At 74.5% G+C, this 15,873-nt stretch carries 15 protein-coding genes; 9 read left to right on the top strand and 6 right to left on the bottom strand.

All coding sequences use genetic code 11. The features are described 5' to 3' along the window. The 3 genes from K7G60_RS12610 to K7G60_RS12600 form a co-directional block, all read right to left on the bottom strand. Window positions 1-211: S-adenosylmethionine synthetase N-terminal domain-containing protein (locus tag K7G60_RS12610; protein ID WP_225800945.1), on the bottom strand; the 211-nt coding region annotated here is incomplete at its 3' end. A 91-nt stretch (window positions 212-302) separates the two neighbouring features. Continuing rightward, entirely contained in the window at window positions 303-1,565 is a 1,263-nt protein-coding gene (locus K7G60_RS12605; protein ID WP_225800944.1) for an MFS transporter, read from the bottom strand. Further along, window positions 1,562-1,768: a 4-oxalocrotonate tautomerase family protein gene (locus K7G60_RS12600; protein WP_225800943.1), complete on the bottom strand. Its 207-nt coding sequence runs from the start codon at window positions 1,766-1,768 to the stop codon at window positions 1,562-1,564. The genes K7G60_RS12605 and K7G60_RS12600 overlap by 4 nt, the downstream gene beginning before the upstream one ends. Before the next feature lie 355 nt (window positions 1,769-2,123). Between K7G60_RS12600 and K7G60_RS12595 the strand changes: the two genes are divergently transcribed. The 9 genes from K7G60_RS12595 to K7G60_RS38840 all read left to right on the top strand — a co-directional run bounded on the left by K7G60_RS12595 (window position 2,124) and on the right by K7G60_RS38840 (window position 12,459). Further along, on the top strand, window positions 2,124-2,990 hold the full coding sequence (locus K7G60_RS12595; RefSeq protein WP_263985821.1) for a TauD/TfdA family dioxygenase: 867 nt from the start codon (window positions 2,124-2,126) through the stop codon (window positions 2,988-2,990). Between the two features lie 2 nt (window positions 2,991-2,992). Next, on the top strand, window positions 2,993-3,787 hold the full coding sequence (locus tag K7G60_RS12590; protein ID WP_225800952.1) for an HpcH/HpaI aldolase/citrate lyase family protein: 795 nt from the start codon (window positions 2,993-2,995) through the stop codon (window positions 3,785-3,787). A gap of 26 nt (window positions 3,788-3,813) precedes the next feature. Next, window positions 3,814-4,770, top strand: coding sequence for a PLP-dependent cysteine synthase family protein (locus tag K7G60_RS12585; RefSeq protein WP_225800941.1), 957 nt, complete (start codon window positions 3,814-3,816; stop codon window positions 4,768-4,770). Window positions 4,771-4,801: 31 nt separating this feature from the next. Next, complete coding sequence (asnB, locus tag K7G60_RS12580; protein ID WP_225800940.1) at window positions 4,802-6,643, top strand: asparagine synthase (glutamine-hydrolyzing); 1,842 nt, start codon at window positions 4,802-4,804, stop codon at window positions 6,641-6,643. Continuing rightward, entirely contained in the window at window positions 6,640-7,701 is a 1,062-nt protein-coding gene (locus K7G60_RS12575) for a PrpF domain-containing protein (RefSeq protein ID WP_225800939.1), read from the top strand. Before asnB ends, K7G60_RS12575 begins: the two co-directional genes overlap by 4 nt. After that, window positions 7,698-8,798 carry an acyl-CoA dehydrogenase family protein gene (locus tag K7G60_RS12570; protein ID WP_225800951.1) on the top strand — a complete coding sequence of 367 codons (1,101 nt, stop codon included), beginning with the start codon at window positions 7,698-7,700 and terminating at the stop codon, window positions 8,796-8,798. Before K7G60_RS12575 ends, K7G60_RS12570 begins: the two co-directional genes overlap by 4 nt. After that, window positions 8,786-10,225 carry a dihydroorotase family protein gene (locus tag K7G60_RS12565; RefSeq protein ID WP_225800938.1) on the top strand — a complete coding sequence of 480 codons (1,440 nt, stop codon included), beginning with the start codon at window positions 8,786-8,788 and terminating at the stop codon, window positions 10,223-10,225. Before K7G60_RS12570 ends, K7G60_RS12565 begins: the two co-directional genes overlap by 13 nt. 1 nt (window position 10,226) lies before the next feature. Then, a complete protein-coding gene (locus tag K7G60_RS12560; RefSeq protein WP_225800937.1) occupies window positions 10,227-12,053 on the top strand; it encodes an NAD(P)H-dependent oxidoreductase in 1,827 nt (608 codons plus the stop codon). 274 nt (window positions 12,054-12,327) lie between these two features. After that, the gene (locus K7G60_RS38840; protein WP_263985820.1) at window positions 12,328-12,459 is read left to right on the top strand and encodes a hypothetical protein; all 132 of its coding nucleotides are present in this window, start codon (window positions 12,328-12,330) and stop codon (window positions 12,457-12,459) included. 94 nt (window positions 12,460-12,553) lie between these two features. Here the strand turns inward: K7G60_RS38840 and K7G60_RS12555 are convergent, their stop codons facing one another. From K7G60_RS12555 to K7G60_RS39150, 3 genes are read right to left on the bottom strand one after another with little or no spacing between them, the layout of a single operon-like run. Then, window positions 12,554-12,748: a hypothetical protein gene (locus tag K7G60_RS12555; RefSeq protein WP_225800936.1), complete on the bottom strand. Its 195-nt coding sequence runs from the start codon at window positions 12,746-12,748 to the stop codon at window positions 12,554-12,556. Beyond that, window positions 12,745-14,094, bottom strand: a complete 1,350-nt coding sequence (locus K7G60_RS12550) for a class I adenylate-forming enzyme family protein (protein ID WP_225800935.1) — start codon at window positions 14,092-14,094, stop codon at window positions 12,745-12,747. The genes K7G60_RS12555 and K7G60_RS12550 overlap by 4 nt, the downstream gene beginning before the upstream one ends. Then, window positions 14,091-15,800: a thiamine pyrophosphate-binding protein gene (locus tag K7G60_RS39150; protein ID WP_225800934.1), complete on the bottom strand. Its 1,710-nt coding sequence runs from the start codon at window positions 15,798-15,800 to the stop codon at window positions 14,091-14,093. Before K7G60_RS39150 ends, K7G60_RS12550 begins: the two co-directional genes overlap by 4 nt. Window positions 15,801-15,873 lie beyond the last annotated feature (73 nt).

Here is a 15,873-nt window from a genome sequence, read left to right as displayed (position 1 = left end):
CCCGCACCAGCTGGGCGATCGGCGCGTACGCGGACGTGGTGACCTCGCCCGCGACGTGGACCTGACCGGTGGTGATCAGCGTCTCGACGGCCACGCGGGCCGCCGGGTCCTTGTCCAGCAGCGCGTCGAGGATGGCGTCGCTGATCTGGTCGGCGATCTTGTCCGGGTGGCCCTCGGTCACCGACTCCGAGGTGAACAGCCGTTTCGTCATGGGGTGCATCAGATCCGCGACCGCTCCCGCCCGGCAAGCGGACTTGGCCGAGTCACGGAAGGTGCCGCGGATCCGGTGCTGCTTGGTCACCTCACGCCACCGGGACGGTGACCTTCTCGGCCTCACGGACGGCGCGGACGGCGAGCAGGGACCGGTAGAGGAGGATCGCGGCGAGCCCGGCCGTCCCGTACAGCAGCCCCATGGCGAGGGAGGGGACGAACGCGCCCAGGGTGACGCACAGGGCGGCGACGAGCAGGCCGATCCGGGCGTTGAGCGCGTACGCCGCCATGTACTTGGTGCGGGCCTCGGCGTCGATCAGGTCGGCCAGCAGCGCCTGCCGCACCGGGACGCTGGCGATCTCGCCGAAGGTGAGCAGGACCGCGGCGGCGATGAGGATCCAGCCCACGTCGCTCACGGCCCAGACCATGTAGCCGACGGTGAAGACCGCGATGCCGCCGTACAGCCTGACGCGCTCGGACACGCGCGCCAGCAGCGTCTTGGCGACGAGGATGAGGGCGACGACCAGGGCCGCGTTGACGGCCCGCAGGACGCCGAGGATCGCGACGCCGTCGACGTTGACGCTCCAGTCGCCCACGGCCAGGAGCGTCTGCTCCGGGAACTCACGGGCGAGGCGGACGGCGATGTAGTAGCCGATCTGCATCTCGACGGCCGCGATCAGCGCGGCCGCGACCAGCTGGCGGAGGAAGACCCGGTCCCGGGCGACGGCGAGGTAGCCGCGCAGCATCGCGGCAAGCCCGGTCGCGGCCGCCTTGCCGCTGGTCGGGGCGGTCTCGCTGATCCAGCGCCACATCACCGCCGTGGTCAGCAGGCACAGCGCGGCCGCGCCGGTCAACAGCTGGAGGAAGTGGCCGTCGTAGAGGAAGCCGCCGAGGAGCGCGCCCGCGGTGAAGGCGAGGTTGATCGACCAGTAGTTGATCGTGTAGACGAGCGGGCGGTTCTCGGGGGTGGAGACGTCGACCATCATCGCGTCGGCGGCCGGGGTGGCCAGCTGCGAGCAGCAGGTGTTGAGCAGAAACAGGGCGAAGGTGGCGACGCCGGACGTCCACCAGGGCGAGTTCGCCAGGGCGAGCAGGCCGAAGGTGAGGGTGGCACCCAGCTCGCCCGCCACCATGACGGGGCGGCGGCCGTACACGTCGGCGAAGTGTCCGCCGAGGAAGTTGGAGGCGATGCCGGCCGCCGCGACGCAGACGGTCAGGACACCGGCGACGGCGGGACCGTACAGGTTCGCCAGGTGGATGACGAGGAGCGGCATGAGCATGACGGACAGCAGCCGCTGGACGAAGCCGACGACGATCCGCAGCCTGATGTTCGGATGCAGGGAGCCCAGTGTCATTGCAGGCCCCGCGGGGAGCGGGGTTCGTCGACGAGGCGACCGCCCCTGCCCCAGTGGTCCGGGGCCACGTCACGGACGATGACGGTGACGGCGTCGTCCGGGCACCCGGAGACCCGGGTGACGACATCGGTGATGCCCGCCACCAGCTCCCTCCGGGCTCCTCTGTCATTGCCCTGCCACCAGTTGACGGTGATCACCGGCATGTCGGCGGTCCTTTTCTGCAGATGACGGTTCAAGGGCGCGAGCGCGGCGGTCCGAGAATCCCCGGAACGCCGGAGGGCAGGCAAGCGGGGACCGCCGGAGAAGAACGACTTGAACAAGTCGGCCGGTTTCCCGGCTCCTTTTCCCGTGCGACGGGAGCGAGTTGGTGAAGTCGCTTCGCAATTCCGCGTCCTGTTGCCGCCGATTTCCGGCCCGTGATGTGATCGGCGCCGTCCTGCCCGGCCGGTCCCGTCCGACCGCCGGGTTCTACTCCCGTGCCGGGACGGCGTATCGCGCCCGATGCCCGCGCGGCCATCCCAGCACGGGAGCACAGGTCTCCTGACAGGTTCGGAAGGAATGCCGGTGTCCCTCTTCGACATACGCAGGATCGGCGGAAAGATCGGCGCGGAGGTGACGGGCATCGACCTCTCCACCGAGTTGTCGGATTCCGTCTTCGGGCAGATCCACGCCGCGTTCCTGGAGCACAAGGTCCTGTTCTTCCGGGACCAGGACATCAGCGACGAGCACCAGCTCGCCTTCGCCGCCCGGTTCGGCCCGCTCACCCAGACGCACCCGATGATGCGGACGGTCGACGGCACCCCCCAGGTCATCCCGGTCGACGGCGAGGACCAGCGTGCCGACCACTGGCACACCGACATCAGCTTCACCACCGCCCCGTCGCTGGGCACGACCCTGCGCAGCGTGGTGCTGCCCCCGTACGGCGGGGACACGATGGTCGCGAACGCGGCCGCCGGCTACAAGGACCTGCCGGCCGAACTGCGCGAGGTGGCCGACCGGCTCTGGGCCGTGCACACCAACCACGCGGAGCAGCCGCGGCTGGGGACCGAGCGCGGGGACAAGGTGCGCGCGGCGTTCCTGGCCCGCCGGTTCGAGGCCGCCCACCCCGTGGTGCGGGTGCACCCGGAGTCCGGCGAACCGAGCCTGTTCCTCGGCGGCTTCGCGCAGTGGCTGGTGGGCATGGAGCCGCGCGAGTCCCGGCCGATCATCGACGTGCTCCAGTCGTACGTGCGGCGGCCGGAGAACACCGCGCGCTGGACCTGGCGGCCCGGCGACGTCCTCGTCTTCGACAACCGCAACACCCAGCACTACGCGGTCAACGACTACGGGCGGCACCAGCGGGTGCTGCACCGGGTGTCCATCACCGGCGACGTGCCCGTCGGCCTCGACGGCAAGCGGAGCTACGCGCTGAAGGCCGGCGAGTGAGCGTGGAGGCCTCCCCGTCCCACGGCCCGGACGCGTTCGCCGCGCGGCTGCGCGGCCGCGAGCGCCTCGTCGGCTACTGGATCGCCCTGGACAACCCGGCCGGCACCGAGCGGATCGCCGGACTCGGCTACGACTACATCGGCGTGGACGGCCAGCACGGCGTGCTGCACCAGCCCGGCTGGCAGGCGGCGATGCTGGCGGTGGACGCCCGCGGCCGCTCCGCCGGGATCATCCGGGTGCCCGCGCCGGACCCGGTCGCGATCGGCATCGCGCTCGACACCGGAGCGCGCGGCGTCGTCGTCCCGATGGTCGAGAGCGCCGAGCAGGCACGGACCGCGGTACGGGCCTGCCGGCACCACCCGGCGGGGACGCGCAGCCTCGGCGGGCCCGTCCGGGCCGAGCTGCGCCTGGGCTCCGTGCCCGCCGAGATCGACGACCGGGTGGCGTGCATCGTGATGATCGAGACGGCGGCCGCGCTCGACGACCTGGAGGCCATCTGCGCGACGGAGGGCCTCGACGCGGTGTACGTCGGGCCCGCCGACCTGTCGGCCGCGCTCGGGGCCCGCTGGTTCGGCGACCCGGCCGCCGCCGACGCGCTGGAAGCCGCGCTGGTCCGGATCACGGAGACGGCCCGCCGCCACGGCATCGCCTGCGGCATCCACGTCCTGGACGGGGAGGGCGCCGCCAAGCGGCTCGCCGAGGGGTTCACCTTCGCCACCGTCTCCAGCGACATCACCCACCTGCAGCAGGCCGCCGCCGCGCATCTGTCGGCGGCCCGGGGCTCCGGCCCGGCCTGAACGGGCACCGGACGAGGAGGGGAACCGTGACGACAGACCTGAGCACCCGGCCCGGGGGCGCCGCCGTGGCGCCGCCGGCCCGGTCGCTGGAGGACCTGGTGGGGCGCACGCCGCTGCTGGAGGTCCCGCTGCCGGGACTGCCCGGCTCGGTGCGGCTGCTCGCCAAGGTGGAGATGGCCAATCCGCTCTCCAGCGTGAAGGACCGGGCCGCGCTGTTCATGGTGCGGGCCGCGGAGGAGGCGGGGCTGCTCCCGCCGACGGGGGGCACGGTCATCGAGTGCTCCTCCGGCAGCACCGGCATCTCGCTGGCCGCGCTGTGCGCCCGCCGCGGCCACCGGTGCGTCATCGTGATGCCCGACAACGCCACCGAGGAACGCCGCCTGATCCTCCGGGAGCTGGGCGCCGAGGTCCACCTCGTGCCGCATCAGGACGGTCTGATGGCCGCGTGGGCGTACGCGGAGGAGCTCCAGCGCACCCTGCCCGGCTCGTGGGTGCCGCACCAGGACCGCAACCCGGCCAACGTACGGGCGCACTACGAGACCACGGGCCCGGAGATCTGGGAGGCCACGGGGGGCCGCGTCGACGTCCTGGTGTGCGGGGTCGGCACCGGCGGCACGCTGACGGGCACGGCCCGCTATCTGAAGGAACGCACCGCCCTGCACGTGGTGGCCGTCGAACCGGCCCGCAGCGCCGTGATGTCCGGGGGCGAGCCCGGCCCGCACGGCATCCCCGGCATCGGCGCCGGCTACGTCTCGGACATCACCGACCTCTCCCTCGTGGACGAGGTCGTCGCGGTCCCGGACGAGGCCGCGGCCGTCACCTCCCGGGAGATCACCCGGGCCACCGGCCTCACCGTCGGCGTCTCCTCGGGAGCCGCCGCCTGGGCGAGCCGCGCCGTGGCCTCCGACCCGCGTTGGGCGGGCGCCACGGTCGTCACCGTCTTCCCCGACAGCGGGGAGCGCTATCTGTCGACGGCCCGCTGATCCGTCGCCTCCTCACGAAAGACAGGCAGCCATGTGCCGGATCTTCGGCTACTTCAACACGGTGGCGACGCCGCACGAGATGCGGACCGTCGCCGCCCTCCAGCGGCACGGAGGCCCGGACGCGACGGGCCTGTCCCAGGCGCCCGACTGGGGCCTGGGCAACAACAGGCTCGCGGTCGTCGACCTGGACGGCGGCGAGCAGCCGTACGGCCGGGGCGGGCCGGTGCAGGTCGTGTTCAACGGGGAGATCTACAACCACGAGGAGCTGCGCCGCCGGCTGGAGGCGCGGGGGCACTCGCTGCCCGACCGCTGCGACGGCTCCGTGCTGCCGGCCCTGTACCTGGAGTACGGCGAGGAGTTCACCGAGCACCTCGACGGCATGTACGCGCTGGCGCTCGTCGACTCGCGCGGCGAGGTGCCCCGGCTGCTCCTTGCCACCGACCACATCGGGATGAAGCCGCTGTACCACCGGTGGGACGCGGCCGACCGTTCCCTGCGGTTCTCCTCCGAACTGCCGGCGCTGCTGGGGTTCGGCGGGATCGGCGGCCGGGTGCGGGAGTCCGCCCTGGACGCGTACCTGGCGACCCGTACCCCGTTCGGCACGCGGACCGTGTACGAGGACGTGGAGGTGCTGGAGCCGGGCACGACCTGGGTGTGCGAGCTGGGCGGCATCCCGCGTGTCCGGCGGCGGGCGGCGGATCTGCCCGCCGCGCAGGCCGGCGACGGGTTCAGCGCGGCGCGGCGGGTGCGGCACGCGCTGCGCTCCGAGGTGGGCCGGCTGCTCGTGGCGGACGTCCCGGTGGCCCTGATCACCTCGGGCGGCCTGGACTCCAGTCTGGTCACGGCGCTCGCGGCCGAACGGGGCCCGGTGCACACGTTCAACATCGCCTACCGGGGCGCCTGGCCGTTCGACGAGCGGCACTTCGCCCGTGAGGTCGCCGAGCGCGCCGGGGCGACGCACCACCAGGTGGAGATCGACCCGGCGGACTTCCCCGCGCTCCTCGAGGACACGGTGTGGCACCTGGGCCAGCCGAACGCCGACCCGATCGCGCTCAGCACGTTCGCCCTGTTCCGGGCGGTCCGCGACGCGGGCTTCACGGTCGCCCTCACGGGCGACGCCGCCGACGAGGTGTTCGGCGGCTACGAGCGGATGCGGGTCGCGGCCGAGCGCGCCGCCGCGGGCGAGGACTGGTCGGAGGGCTATCTGGACGCCCTGTCCGCGGCGCCGGCGGCCCTGCGGAACGGGCTGTACACCGAGGCGTACCGGGCCCATGTCGCCGCGGATCCGGCGCTGCCCGCGGCGGCCCGGGACGATCTGCTCCACGGCCCCGGCACGGTCCTCGACCGCATCACCCGGTTCGAGCTGGAGCAGCGCCTGCCCGCGTACCACCTGCGCCGCGTCGACCACCTGAGCATGGCCTCCTCGGTGGAGGCCCGGGTGCCCTTCTGCCAGCGGTCGGTGGTGGCCCTGGGGCGGGCGCTCGCCGACCACCAGCGGATCCAGGGCGGGCAGGTCAAGCGGACCCTCTACGCGGCGGCGGCCGGGCTGCTGCCGGAGCGGGTGCTGTCCCGTCCCAAGCAGCCGTTCACGCTGCCGGTGACGGCGATGCTGCGGCCCGGCACCTCCTTGTGGGAGTACGCCCGGGACCTGCTGGCGCCGGGGCGGGTCGCGGCCGACGGGCGGCTGGACGGGCGGGCCGTCGACGCCCTGTTCGCCGCGCAGGCCGACCGGCCCGACGACACCACGTCGCTGGCCCTGTGGGCCCTGCTGGTGCACGAGGTGTGGCAGGAGCAGTTCCGGCACTCCGTGCGGCGCCTCGACGCGACCGGGACGCCGCCGGGCGCCACGAGACCGCTGGCGGTGGCGGCGTGATCGGGCACCTCGCGTACGCGTCGGGCAGCCCCTGCCCGACGTTCGTCCTGGACGCAGGGCGGCTCCCGCGCGACGAGGAGGCGCTGCTCGCGCACCTCGCGGAGGCCCGCCGCTACCTGGCCGACGCGGGCGGGGCGCACGTGCTGAAGATCGCGCTGGTCGAGCCGTCCGCGCATCCGATGTTCGACCTCGACTACCGCTTCGTGCAGGCGCTCCCGGGAGCCCCGGACCGGTTCGACCTGCGCGGCTCGTGCGGTCACTCGATCCTGTCGGCGGTGGTGGCCGCCTCGCGTTCGGGGATGCTGCCCCGGCTGGTGCCGGGGGCGCGGATCCGCGTCCAGGTCCTCAACAACGGGGACAGCGTGGTGTGCGAGGTCGACCGGGTCGAGCGGGACGGGGTCGGTTTCACCGTCACCTTCGTCCAGCCGTCCCCGGTTCCCTTCGGTCGCATGCTGCCCGCCGGCCGGCCGCGCACCGCGCTGGAGGCCGGCGGCGAGCGGGTGGAGGTCTCGCTCGTCAACAGCGCCAACGCGTACGCGTTCGTGGACGCGCGCACCCTCGGAGTGCCCGACCAGGGCGCCCTGTTCGCCGCGGGCGACGAGCTGCTCGGTCGTCTCGAGGCGATCCGGGGCGCCGCCGCCGACCGTCTCGGCTGGCCCCGCGGCGGCGCCTTCCCCAAGATCGCGGCCGTGCTGCCGTCCGAGGACGGCGGCCTCGCGGCCCGCGCCGTGACCGTGCCGCGCTGGCATCCGTCGATCGCCCTGACCGGTGTCGTCTGCCTCGGCACCGCGGTGCGGATCCCCGGGACCGTGCCCTGGAGCATCGCCCGCGAGAACAGCGCCGACACCGGCCCGACCGACATCGTCACTCCCGGCGGACGGACGGCCGTCACCGCGGTGACCACGGTCCCCGGGAACGCCGGAGACGAGGGCGCCCTGCTGTGGGCGACCGTCGCGCGCAAGCACGTCACCTTCCAGGGGTCGTTCGTCCTGGCACCCCTGAGCCATCTGCAATTCGAGGAGGTCGCCCAATGTCTGGCGCTGTCGGGGGCGGCATGAGGCCGCTGCTGACGGCCGGGCTGCGCGCCCGGCTGTCCGAATCCGCCGGCAAGACCGACCACGCCGGCGAGCCGGACCGTGAGGTGCTGGCGGCGCTGCGCGCGAGCGGTCTGCTCGGTACGGCCGTTCCGGTCCGCCACGGTGGCGCGGGCGGGGACGCCGTGGCGGTCAACCGCGTCGTCGAGGAGATCGCCCAGGTCGACCCGTCGGTGGCGATCATCGCCTTCCAGCACTTCGCCGTGAGCGCCCGGATCTCCGAGTGGGGCACCGAGGAGCAGCGGGAGCGGTGGCTGCCGCGGCTGGCCGACGGCACGTGGCTCGCGGCCTCCGCGTGGAGCGAGACCGGGGCCGGGGCGGCCAAGCGGAACCTGGCCAGCGGCGGCGAGCGGCTCGCGGACGGCCGCTGGCTGCTGAACGGTTCGAAGACGTTCACGACCGGGGCCGGGGTCGCCGACCTCTACCTGGTCCTGGTGCAGACGGCGCGTCCGGCCGACACCGGGACGGGCTACGGGGCGGACGGCCAGACGTTCTTCCTGGTCGAGGCCGACAATCCCGGGATCGTGCCGGACCTCGGCCTGGACCTGGCCGGCATGCGCGGCTCGGCGACCGGGCTGATCGCCCTGCACGACTGCGTCGTCACGGACGCGGACCGGCTCGGTCCGGCCGGCGGGGCCGCGTCGGTCATCGCGGGGGTCCGGGAGTCGGGCGCCAGCCTCGGCACGGTGTCCGTGGGCATCGCCCAGGCCGCGTTCGACCTGGCGGTCGGTCATGTGCGGGCGCACGGCCTGCTGGACCTGCCGGGCGTGCGCCACCGGCTGGTGGACCTGGCGACCCGCGTCGAGACGGCACGGGCCGTCGTGGCCCGGGCCGGCGCGCGGACCTCGGCCGACCCGGGTCTGACCACGCTGCACAGCAAGCTCCACGCGAGCGTGGCCGCCGAGGAGGTCTGCCTCGACGTCGCGCGGATGCTCGGCTCGGCCGGGTACCGCGAGGGCTCCCGGATCGGGCGGCTGCTCGCCGACGCGCGCGGCATCGCGTTCATGGGGCCGACCAACGACCTGTGCCGGGACCTGGTGGCGGCGACATGGACCGGCTGACCCCCGTGCCCGACCTCGTGGTCAGCGGCCGCAGGCTGGTGACGCCGCAGGGCGTGCGCCCGGGCCACGTGCTCGTCTCCGGCGGGCGGATCACCGACGTCGTCGACACCGACACGGCGCCGGCGTCGGCGGAGCGCGTCGACGCCGGCGACCACTACGTGCTGCCCGGGCTCATCGACTCGCACGTGCACTTCCGCACGCCCGGCCTGACGTACAAGGAGGACTGGGAGCACGGCAGCCGGGCGGCTGTCCGCGGCGGCGTCACCACCGTGCTGGACATGCCGAACACGGTGCCCCCGACGCTGGATCCGGAGGCGGTGTCCGACAAGGCCCGCCTCGTGGAGGGGCGTTCGCTGGTGGACCTGCGGTTCCACATCGGTCTGGACCCGGCGCGCCCCGAGATCCTCGCGGACCTCGACCCGGCGGTGGCGACCAGCGCCAAGGTGTTCATGGCCGGCCACCACACGGCGCCCACCGTCGTGCGCGATCCGGCGGTGCTGGAGAAGGCGTTCGCCGCCGCGGCCGAGGGAGGGGTGCAGCTCGTCCTGCACGCCGAGGACGACGGGCTGTTCGCGCTCCTCGACGCCTGGTGGGGGGAGCCGGGCAGCTATCTGGAGTACGAGCGGCGGCGTCCGCGCACCGGCGGCATCGTCGCCGTCGCCAAGGTGATCGAGCTGGTGCGGCGGTACGGCACGCGGGCCCACGTCCTGCACCTGTCGAGCGCCGAGGAGGCCGACCTGGTGTGCGCGGCGCAGGCCGCCGGATACCCGGTGACCTTCGAGGTCACCGGCCACCACCTGTCGTTCACCGACGAGGACACCTCCCGCCTCGGCGCCCGCACGCGGCTGTCGCCGTCGATCCGGGGGCAGGCGGACCAGGACCGCCTGTGGCGGGCGCTGGCGGGCGGGCAGCTCGCCACGCTCGGCAGCGATCACGCGCCGCACACCGTCGCCGAGAAGACGCGTTCGGTCGCCGCCTCGCCGCCGGGGCTGCCCGGCGTGCAGGAGCTGGCCGTCGCCGTGTGGACCGGAATGCGCCGCAGGTGGCCCGACGAGGATCCGGACGTCGCCGTGACCCGTCTGGTGCGGCATCTGTCGCAGGCGCCGGCCGAGCTGTTCCGGCTTCCGGGCAAGGGGCGGATCGAGACGGGCGCCGACGCCGATCTGGTCGTCTTCGCGCCCGACACCTCCTGGATGCTGTCGGCGCACGACGTGGAGAGCAAGTGCGGCTGGTCGGCCTACGAGGGCTGGACGTTCACCGGCCGTGTCGAGCGCACCCTGCGGGCCGGCCGCACGGTGTGGGACGCCGCCTCGGGCGCCTTCGGCGCGTACGACGGCCGTCTGCTGAGGGCCGCGGCCGGAACCTCCGGGGACAGGACTTCCGCGGACGGCACACAGACGGCGGCGCTCGCCGCCCGGGAGGGATGACATGGCCAGAAGATGGTCCGTCGTGGTGGCGGGCGGCGGGATCGGCGGGCTCGCGGCTGCCGCGGGCATGGCCGCGCGCGGTCTCGACGTCACCGTCGTCGAACGGGCGAAGCGGATCAGCGCCGGCGGCTCCGGCCTCGTGCTCTACCCGAACGGGGTGCGGGCGGCCGACGCCCTGGGCGCGCGCATCGGCGCCCGGCTGCGGGCCGTCGGGCACGTCACCCGGCGCGACGAGGTGCGGGTGCTGATGGACGCGTCCGGCACCGTGCTCGCGGAGGAGCCGATCGGCGCCGCCGCCGACATCCTGGGCGAGCCCCAGATCCCCGTCCTGCGCTCCGCCCTGTACCGGCTGCTGCTCGACGAGGCGCTCAAGGCCGGGGCGGCCGTCCGCCTGGCGACCGCCGTCACGGACTACACCGGGCACCCCGGGCACGTCGCAGTGACGCTGTCCGACGGGGACGTCGTCGACTGCGATGCGCTGATCGGCGCCGACGGCATCCACTCGGCGGTCCGGGCCCGGATGCTGGGCGGCGAACCGCCGCTCTACCAGGGCTACACCTCGGTCCGCGGGCGGACCACCGGCTCCGTCCTCGGGCAACACGGGTACGTCGTCAACGGGCGCGGCGTCCAACTGTTCGTCGCCCCGGTCGGCGGGGACACCCTGTACTGGACCGCCAAGATCACCTCGCCGGCCGGGGAGTGGCCCGCCAAGGGTGCCGCCGGCGCCCGGCTGGCCCTGCTCGACGCCCTGGAGGGCTGGCACCCGCCCATCGTCGACCTGGTGCGCGACGCGGATCCGGAGGACATCGTCGTCACCGACATCCACGACCGCGAGCCCACCTCGCGCTGGGTGGACGGCCGGGTGGCGCTCCTCGGCGACGCGGCGCACCCGATGGTCCCGGCCCTCGGACAGGGTGCCAACATCGCGTTGGAGGACGCCGCCGTGCTCGTCGATGCGCTCGCCTCGGAGGACGAGGTGCCCGACGCCCTCGCCGCCTACGCCCGCGAGCGCGTCGACCGGGCCGCGGCCGTGGTCCTGGCCTCGCGCCGTCAGGGCTCGCTCGACCAGGGGGCCGACCAGGAGGGCGAGGAGCGGCGCAACGCCCACATCCGGTCCGCCGGGCGCAAGGACGCCGACGTCGTCGACGTCCTCGGCTGGCGACCCCGGACGCGGTCCCGTCGCCCGGAACGGGGCGCCGCACCCACCCTGATGACCACCGTCCGTACGAAGAAGGAGACCACCGCCATGGCACCGCACATCGTCCTGATCAGCGGCTCGCTGCGCATGGGGTCCACCTGCGACCAGGTGGCCGAATGGTGTGCCCAGCGGTGCGCCGAACAGGGCGCGTCGGCCCGTGTCTTCACCGGCGCGGAGATCGACTTCCCCGCCTACCGGCCCGGACTGGCCGGGTCGCACGCGGCCGTGGCCGGCTTCCTCGGTGAACTGCGCGCCGCCGACGGCGTGATCCTCGTGTCGCCGACGTACCACGCCACCGTTTCGGGGCTGCTGAAGAACGCCCTCGACTACGTCAACGACATCGGCGGGCCGGTGCCGTACCTGGAGGGACGCGCCATCGGCACGGTCGCGGTCGGCTCGGGCGCGCAGGGCGCGGTCTCGACACTGACCACGCTGCGCACCATAGGCCACGCGCTGCGAGGCTGGCCGACGCCCGTGGGCGCCGCCGTCTCCCAGGTGCCGCCGCGGCCTTCCGTCGCCGACGAGCCCGGGCCCGACGCGGCGCGGCTGATCGAGATGGTGACCCAGGTGGTCTGGCTGGGCGGTGCCCGCGACGGCGCCGTGGCGAACGTCCTGGGTGCCGTCGCCTGATCCGTGCGGCACGGATTCCGTCGTTGCAGGCAGAAAGTCGAACACACCGCGCGTGGAAGCGCGGCGGCAAGGAGTGGTTCCTATGTCCTCATCCTCTGAATACCACGTCATGCCCGCCCGGCTCGGGCCCGTGTGGCGTGACGCAAACGTCCGTTCCGGACCGTCCCTGGACAGTCCGGTCGTCCGTCTGCTGATGCCGGACGCGTCCGTCGCATACCGGGCCGAGGGGTGGTCGCCGGGTGACGAGGTTGTGGAGGACCAGCACCCTGACGGTGTGATCACCAGCTCGGTGTGGTTCCGGCTGACCATCGGCGGCTGGTCCAGCGCCGTCAACTTCGAGCCGGAGACGGTCGCCGAGGTCCTGGCCGTCGCCGCATCCGCCCCTCAGGGGGCCGACACCCCCTGAGGGGGGCCGGGTGCGGCGACGGCGCCCACCGGGTGACGTCGTCACCCGGTGGGCGGTCGGTCGAAGGACGCCGTCCGTCGGCCCGTGGCGGGGCTCACCCGGCAGAGTCGCCCGTGAGGGCGTTCGCGGCGAGCGCGGGCGGTCCGGCGGGCGAGGCCGCCGCGACCCACGCCGCCGACACGACCACGGCGGCGGGCGCCGCGAGTACGGCGGGCGCGGCCAGGGCCATCCAGGCCCCGGGGACGGCCGTCGGCACGGCAGGCGTGCCCGATCGCCTACGTGTCGTCATGCCGCCGCCGAATCGGAGGCCCAGGCCCGGAGACGGACCCGGTCGCACTTGCCGCTCCCCGTACGGGGGAGGGCGGCGAGGACGTGGACGGTACGGGGGCGGGCGTGCGGGGGAAGGCGTCGGCATGCCTCGGCGACGCGGCCGGCCACGGCGGTCCGGTCGTCGTCGGAGCTCTCCACGAAGGCCCAGACGGTGTCGCCGCGGTCGCCGCGGCGGACGCCGACGACCGCGGCGTCCACGACTCCGTCCGCGGCCCGTACGGCGTCTTCCACGACCGTGGGGGCGACGGTCTCGCCGTGGACGACGAGGACCTCCTTGACCCGGCCGCCGACGGTGAGCCAGCCGTCCGCGGTGACCGCGCCGGTGTCACCGGTGCACAGCCAGCCATCGGCGGTGAACGCCGTGCGGTCGAGGCCGCCGGTGACCGGGTCGAGGTAGCCGAGCATCAGGCTCGGGCTCGCGATCTGGATCTCGCGGCCCGGCCCGGCCAGACGGGCCCGTACGCCGTCCAGGAGGCGCCCGACGGTGCCGCGGCGCAGGTCGTCGGGGGCGTTGAGAGCGACGTTGGGTCCTGCCTCGCTGAGTCCGTAGCCGTCGTGCAGGGGTGTGCCGGTGGCCGCGAGGAAGTCGTCGTACAGGGCGGGGGTGAGGACGTCGCCGCCGCAGCCGCGGATCCGCAGGCCGGCGAGCAGCAGGGCGGTGGCGGGGTCCTTGACGGCCTCGGCGGTGAGCATCCGGTACATGCTGGGCACGCCGTCGAGGGAGGTGATGCCCCCTGTCGCGAGCCGGGCCAGGACACCGCGCAGGTGGAAGCCCGACTCGGCGTACAGGTGGGCGCCGGTCGCCCGCCACACCCGCAGCACGCTGTAGCCGTAGGCGTGGCGCAGCGGCAGCGGGAGCAGCAGCCGGTCGTCGGCCGTGACCCGCATACGGGCGGCGGTGGCGCGGGCCTGGTGGGCGAGGGCGGCAGCGGAGACGGCGACGGCCTTGGGGTCGCCGGAGCTGCCCGAGGTCCAGAAGACGGCGGCGGTCTCCTCGGGGACGCTGAGCGGGTGCGCGGCCGCGACGACGACGGGCTCTCCGGAACCGGTGGAGTGGACGACGGCTGCCGGGGCGATGTGGCGTGCGGGGGCCGCACCGTCGAGCAGCAGGGGCGCGTCGACGGCCTCGGCGGCGAGCGCGGTGACGACGGCGGTCAGCGGGTGGTCGGAGGCGAGGGCCGCGGCGCGTCCGGGTCCGGCGCCCGCCGCGGCGAGTTCCCCGGTGGTGCGGGTGACGAGTCGGGCCAGCCGGCCGGGCGGGACGTGTTCGCCGTCGACCGTCAGCAGCGGCTGTCGGGGGCTCATGCGGCGGCCTCGGCGTGCGGGGCGGTGTCGAAGACGCGGCGCACGCCCACGGGGACGTCGGTGTCGCGGACCGGCACCGTGATGACGGTGGTGCGGCCCTCGGCATGGGCCTTGGCCGCCTCGTCGAGGGCTGCGGCGAGTTCGGCGGCGGTGGTGCACCGCACGGTGTGACCGCCGAGCGCGCGGACGGCCGCGTCGGTGTGCGAGGGCGTGGTGAAGCGGGTGAGGGTGTCGGGCGCCTGTTCCCCGGCGCGTACGAAGCGGGGCCAGCCGTAGCCCCGGTTGTCCAGGACCAGGACGGTCAGGCCGAGGCCGAGCTCGGCGGCGGTAGGCAGTGCGGCAAGACCCATCTCGAACGCGCCGTCGCCGCAGACGAGGACGGTGCGCCGGGACCGGTCGGCGAGCCCGGCGCCCACAGCCGCCGGGAGGCCGAAGCCCACCATGGTCTGCTCGCCGGGGGTGATCACCCGGGCCCGGTCGCCGACGGACACCACGGGGTGGTGGTAGCCCCACATGTCGTGCAGCCCGTTCTCCTGGACGAGGGTGGCGTCACGGGTCACCGATTCCTGGAGCAGCCGCAGCGCCTCGGACACGGTCAGCTCCGGGCCGTCCGTCACGGCGGTGGTGTGGCAGGCACGCGTTTCCTCGCGTACGGCGGTGACGGCGGCCCGGCGGATCGCGGTGGCCGCGGTCTTCGCCGGAGGGCCGGCCTCCAGGGCGTCGGCGAGCTGGCCGGCCACCACGGCGGCGTCGCCGAGCAGCGCGACTTCGGGTTCCAGGACGGTGAGGAAGACGGCCGGGTCGACGTCGACGTGCACGAGGGTCTTGTCCTCCAGGCTCTCCCATCCCATGCGGGCGGTCTCCTCCAGGCGGGAGCCGAGCACGAGCACCACGTCGGCGTCGGCGAGCAGGCGGTCCGCCGGAGGCGTGGTGTAGAGGCCGACCAGGCCGCAGGCCAGCGGGTGCTCCTCGTCGAGGACGCCCCGGCCGGCGGCGGTGGTGAAGACGGGGGCGGCCAGCAGCTCCGCCAGGCGCCGTACCGCGGGCCCGGCGCCCGCGGGCTTGCAGCCGCCGCCCGCGACGACCACCGGCAGCCGGGCCGCCGCGAGCAGTGCGGCGGCCCGGCGCACCTCCTTGGCGTCGGCGGCGAACCTCAGCCGCCGCACCGGCGGGGCGGGCCGCGGCTCGGGGGCGGGGGCCCGCAGCACCTCGTCGGCGATCTCCACCAGCACCACGCCGGGAGCGCCGTTGACCGCGAGGTGGACGGCACGGCGCAGCGCCCAGATCAGCTGGCGCGGGTCCTCCACGAGGAAGCTCCACTTGGTCAGCGGCGCGGCCATGGCCGCCTGGTCGGTGTGCTGAAAACCGCCCCGGCCGATGCCGAGGGCGGGGACGCGGGTGGTGACGACCACGACCGGGGCGCCCAGCGAGGACGCCTCCAGGAGGCCGGTGAGGGCGTTGGCGAAGCTCGGTCCGGAGTTGACGGCGAGGACGGCGGGCCGCCCGGAGACGGCGGCGTGCCCGATCGCCGCGCAGGCTCCCGCCCGCTGGTCCCGCACGCCGATGACGCGCAGGCCGGGCACGGCCTCCGCGGCGTCCATCAGACCGGGCTCGTCGGAGGGCAGCCCGATGACGACGTCGCATCCGGCGTCCGCAAGGGTCCCGGCGGCGACGCGCCAGGGATGGTTCTCGATGGTCACGCTCACGACTGATGCTCCTCGACGGGATCGTGGGAACGGGAAGGGGCGGATGCGCGCGGGACGGCGCTGTGGCGAGAGG

The organism is Streptomyces sp. NK15101 (assembly GCF_020400725.1).
Classification (GTDB): domain Bacteria; phylum Actinomycetota; class Actinomycetes; order Streptomycetales; family Streptomycetaceae; genus Streptomyces.
This window is presented reverse-complemented; position numbering and strand designations above follow the sequence as displayed.

What these genes read in the sequence shown, in the direction of transcription:
- K7G60_RS12605 (WP_225800944.1), bottom strand. Translation starts at nt 1,565, where the DNA reads ATGACACTGGGCTCCCTGCATCCGAACATCAGGCTGCGGATCGTCGTC.
- K7G60_RS12600 (WP_225800943.1), bottom strand. Translation starts at nt 1,768, where the DNA reads ATGCCGGTGATCACCGTCAACTGGTGGCAGGGCAATGACAGAGGAGCC.
- K7G60_RS12595 (WP_263985821.1), top strand. Translation starts at nt 2,124, where the DNA reads ATGCCGGTGTCCCTCTTCGACATACGCAGGATCGGCGGAAAGATCGGC.
- asnB (WP_225800940.1), top strand. Translation starts at nt 4,802, where the DNA reads ATGTGCCGGATCTTCGGCTACTTCAACACGGTGGCGACGCCGCACGAG.
- K7G60_RS12570 (WP_225800951.1), top strand. Translation starts at nt 7,698, where the DNA reads ATGAGGCCGCTGCTGACGGCCGGGCTGCGCGCCCGGCTGTCCGAATCC.
- K7G60_RS12565 (WP_225800938.1), top strand. Translation starts at nt 8,786, where the DNA reads ATGGACCGGCTGACCCCCGTGCCCGACCTCGTGGTCAGCGGCCGCAGG.
- K7G60_RS12560 (WP_225800937.1), top strand. Translation starts at nt 10,227, where the DNA reads ATGGCCAGAAGATGGTCCGTCGTGGTGGCGGGCGGCGGGATCGGCGGG.
- K7G60_RS12555 (WP_225800936.1), bottom strand. Translation starts at nt 12,748, where the DNA reads ATGACGACACGTAGGCGATCGGGCACGCCTGCCGTGCCGACGGCCGTC.
- K7G60_RS12550 (WP_225800935.1), bottom strand. Translation starts at nt 14,094, where the DNA reads ATGAGCCCCCGACAGCCGCTGCTGACGGTCGACGGCGAACACGTCCCG.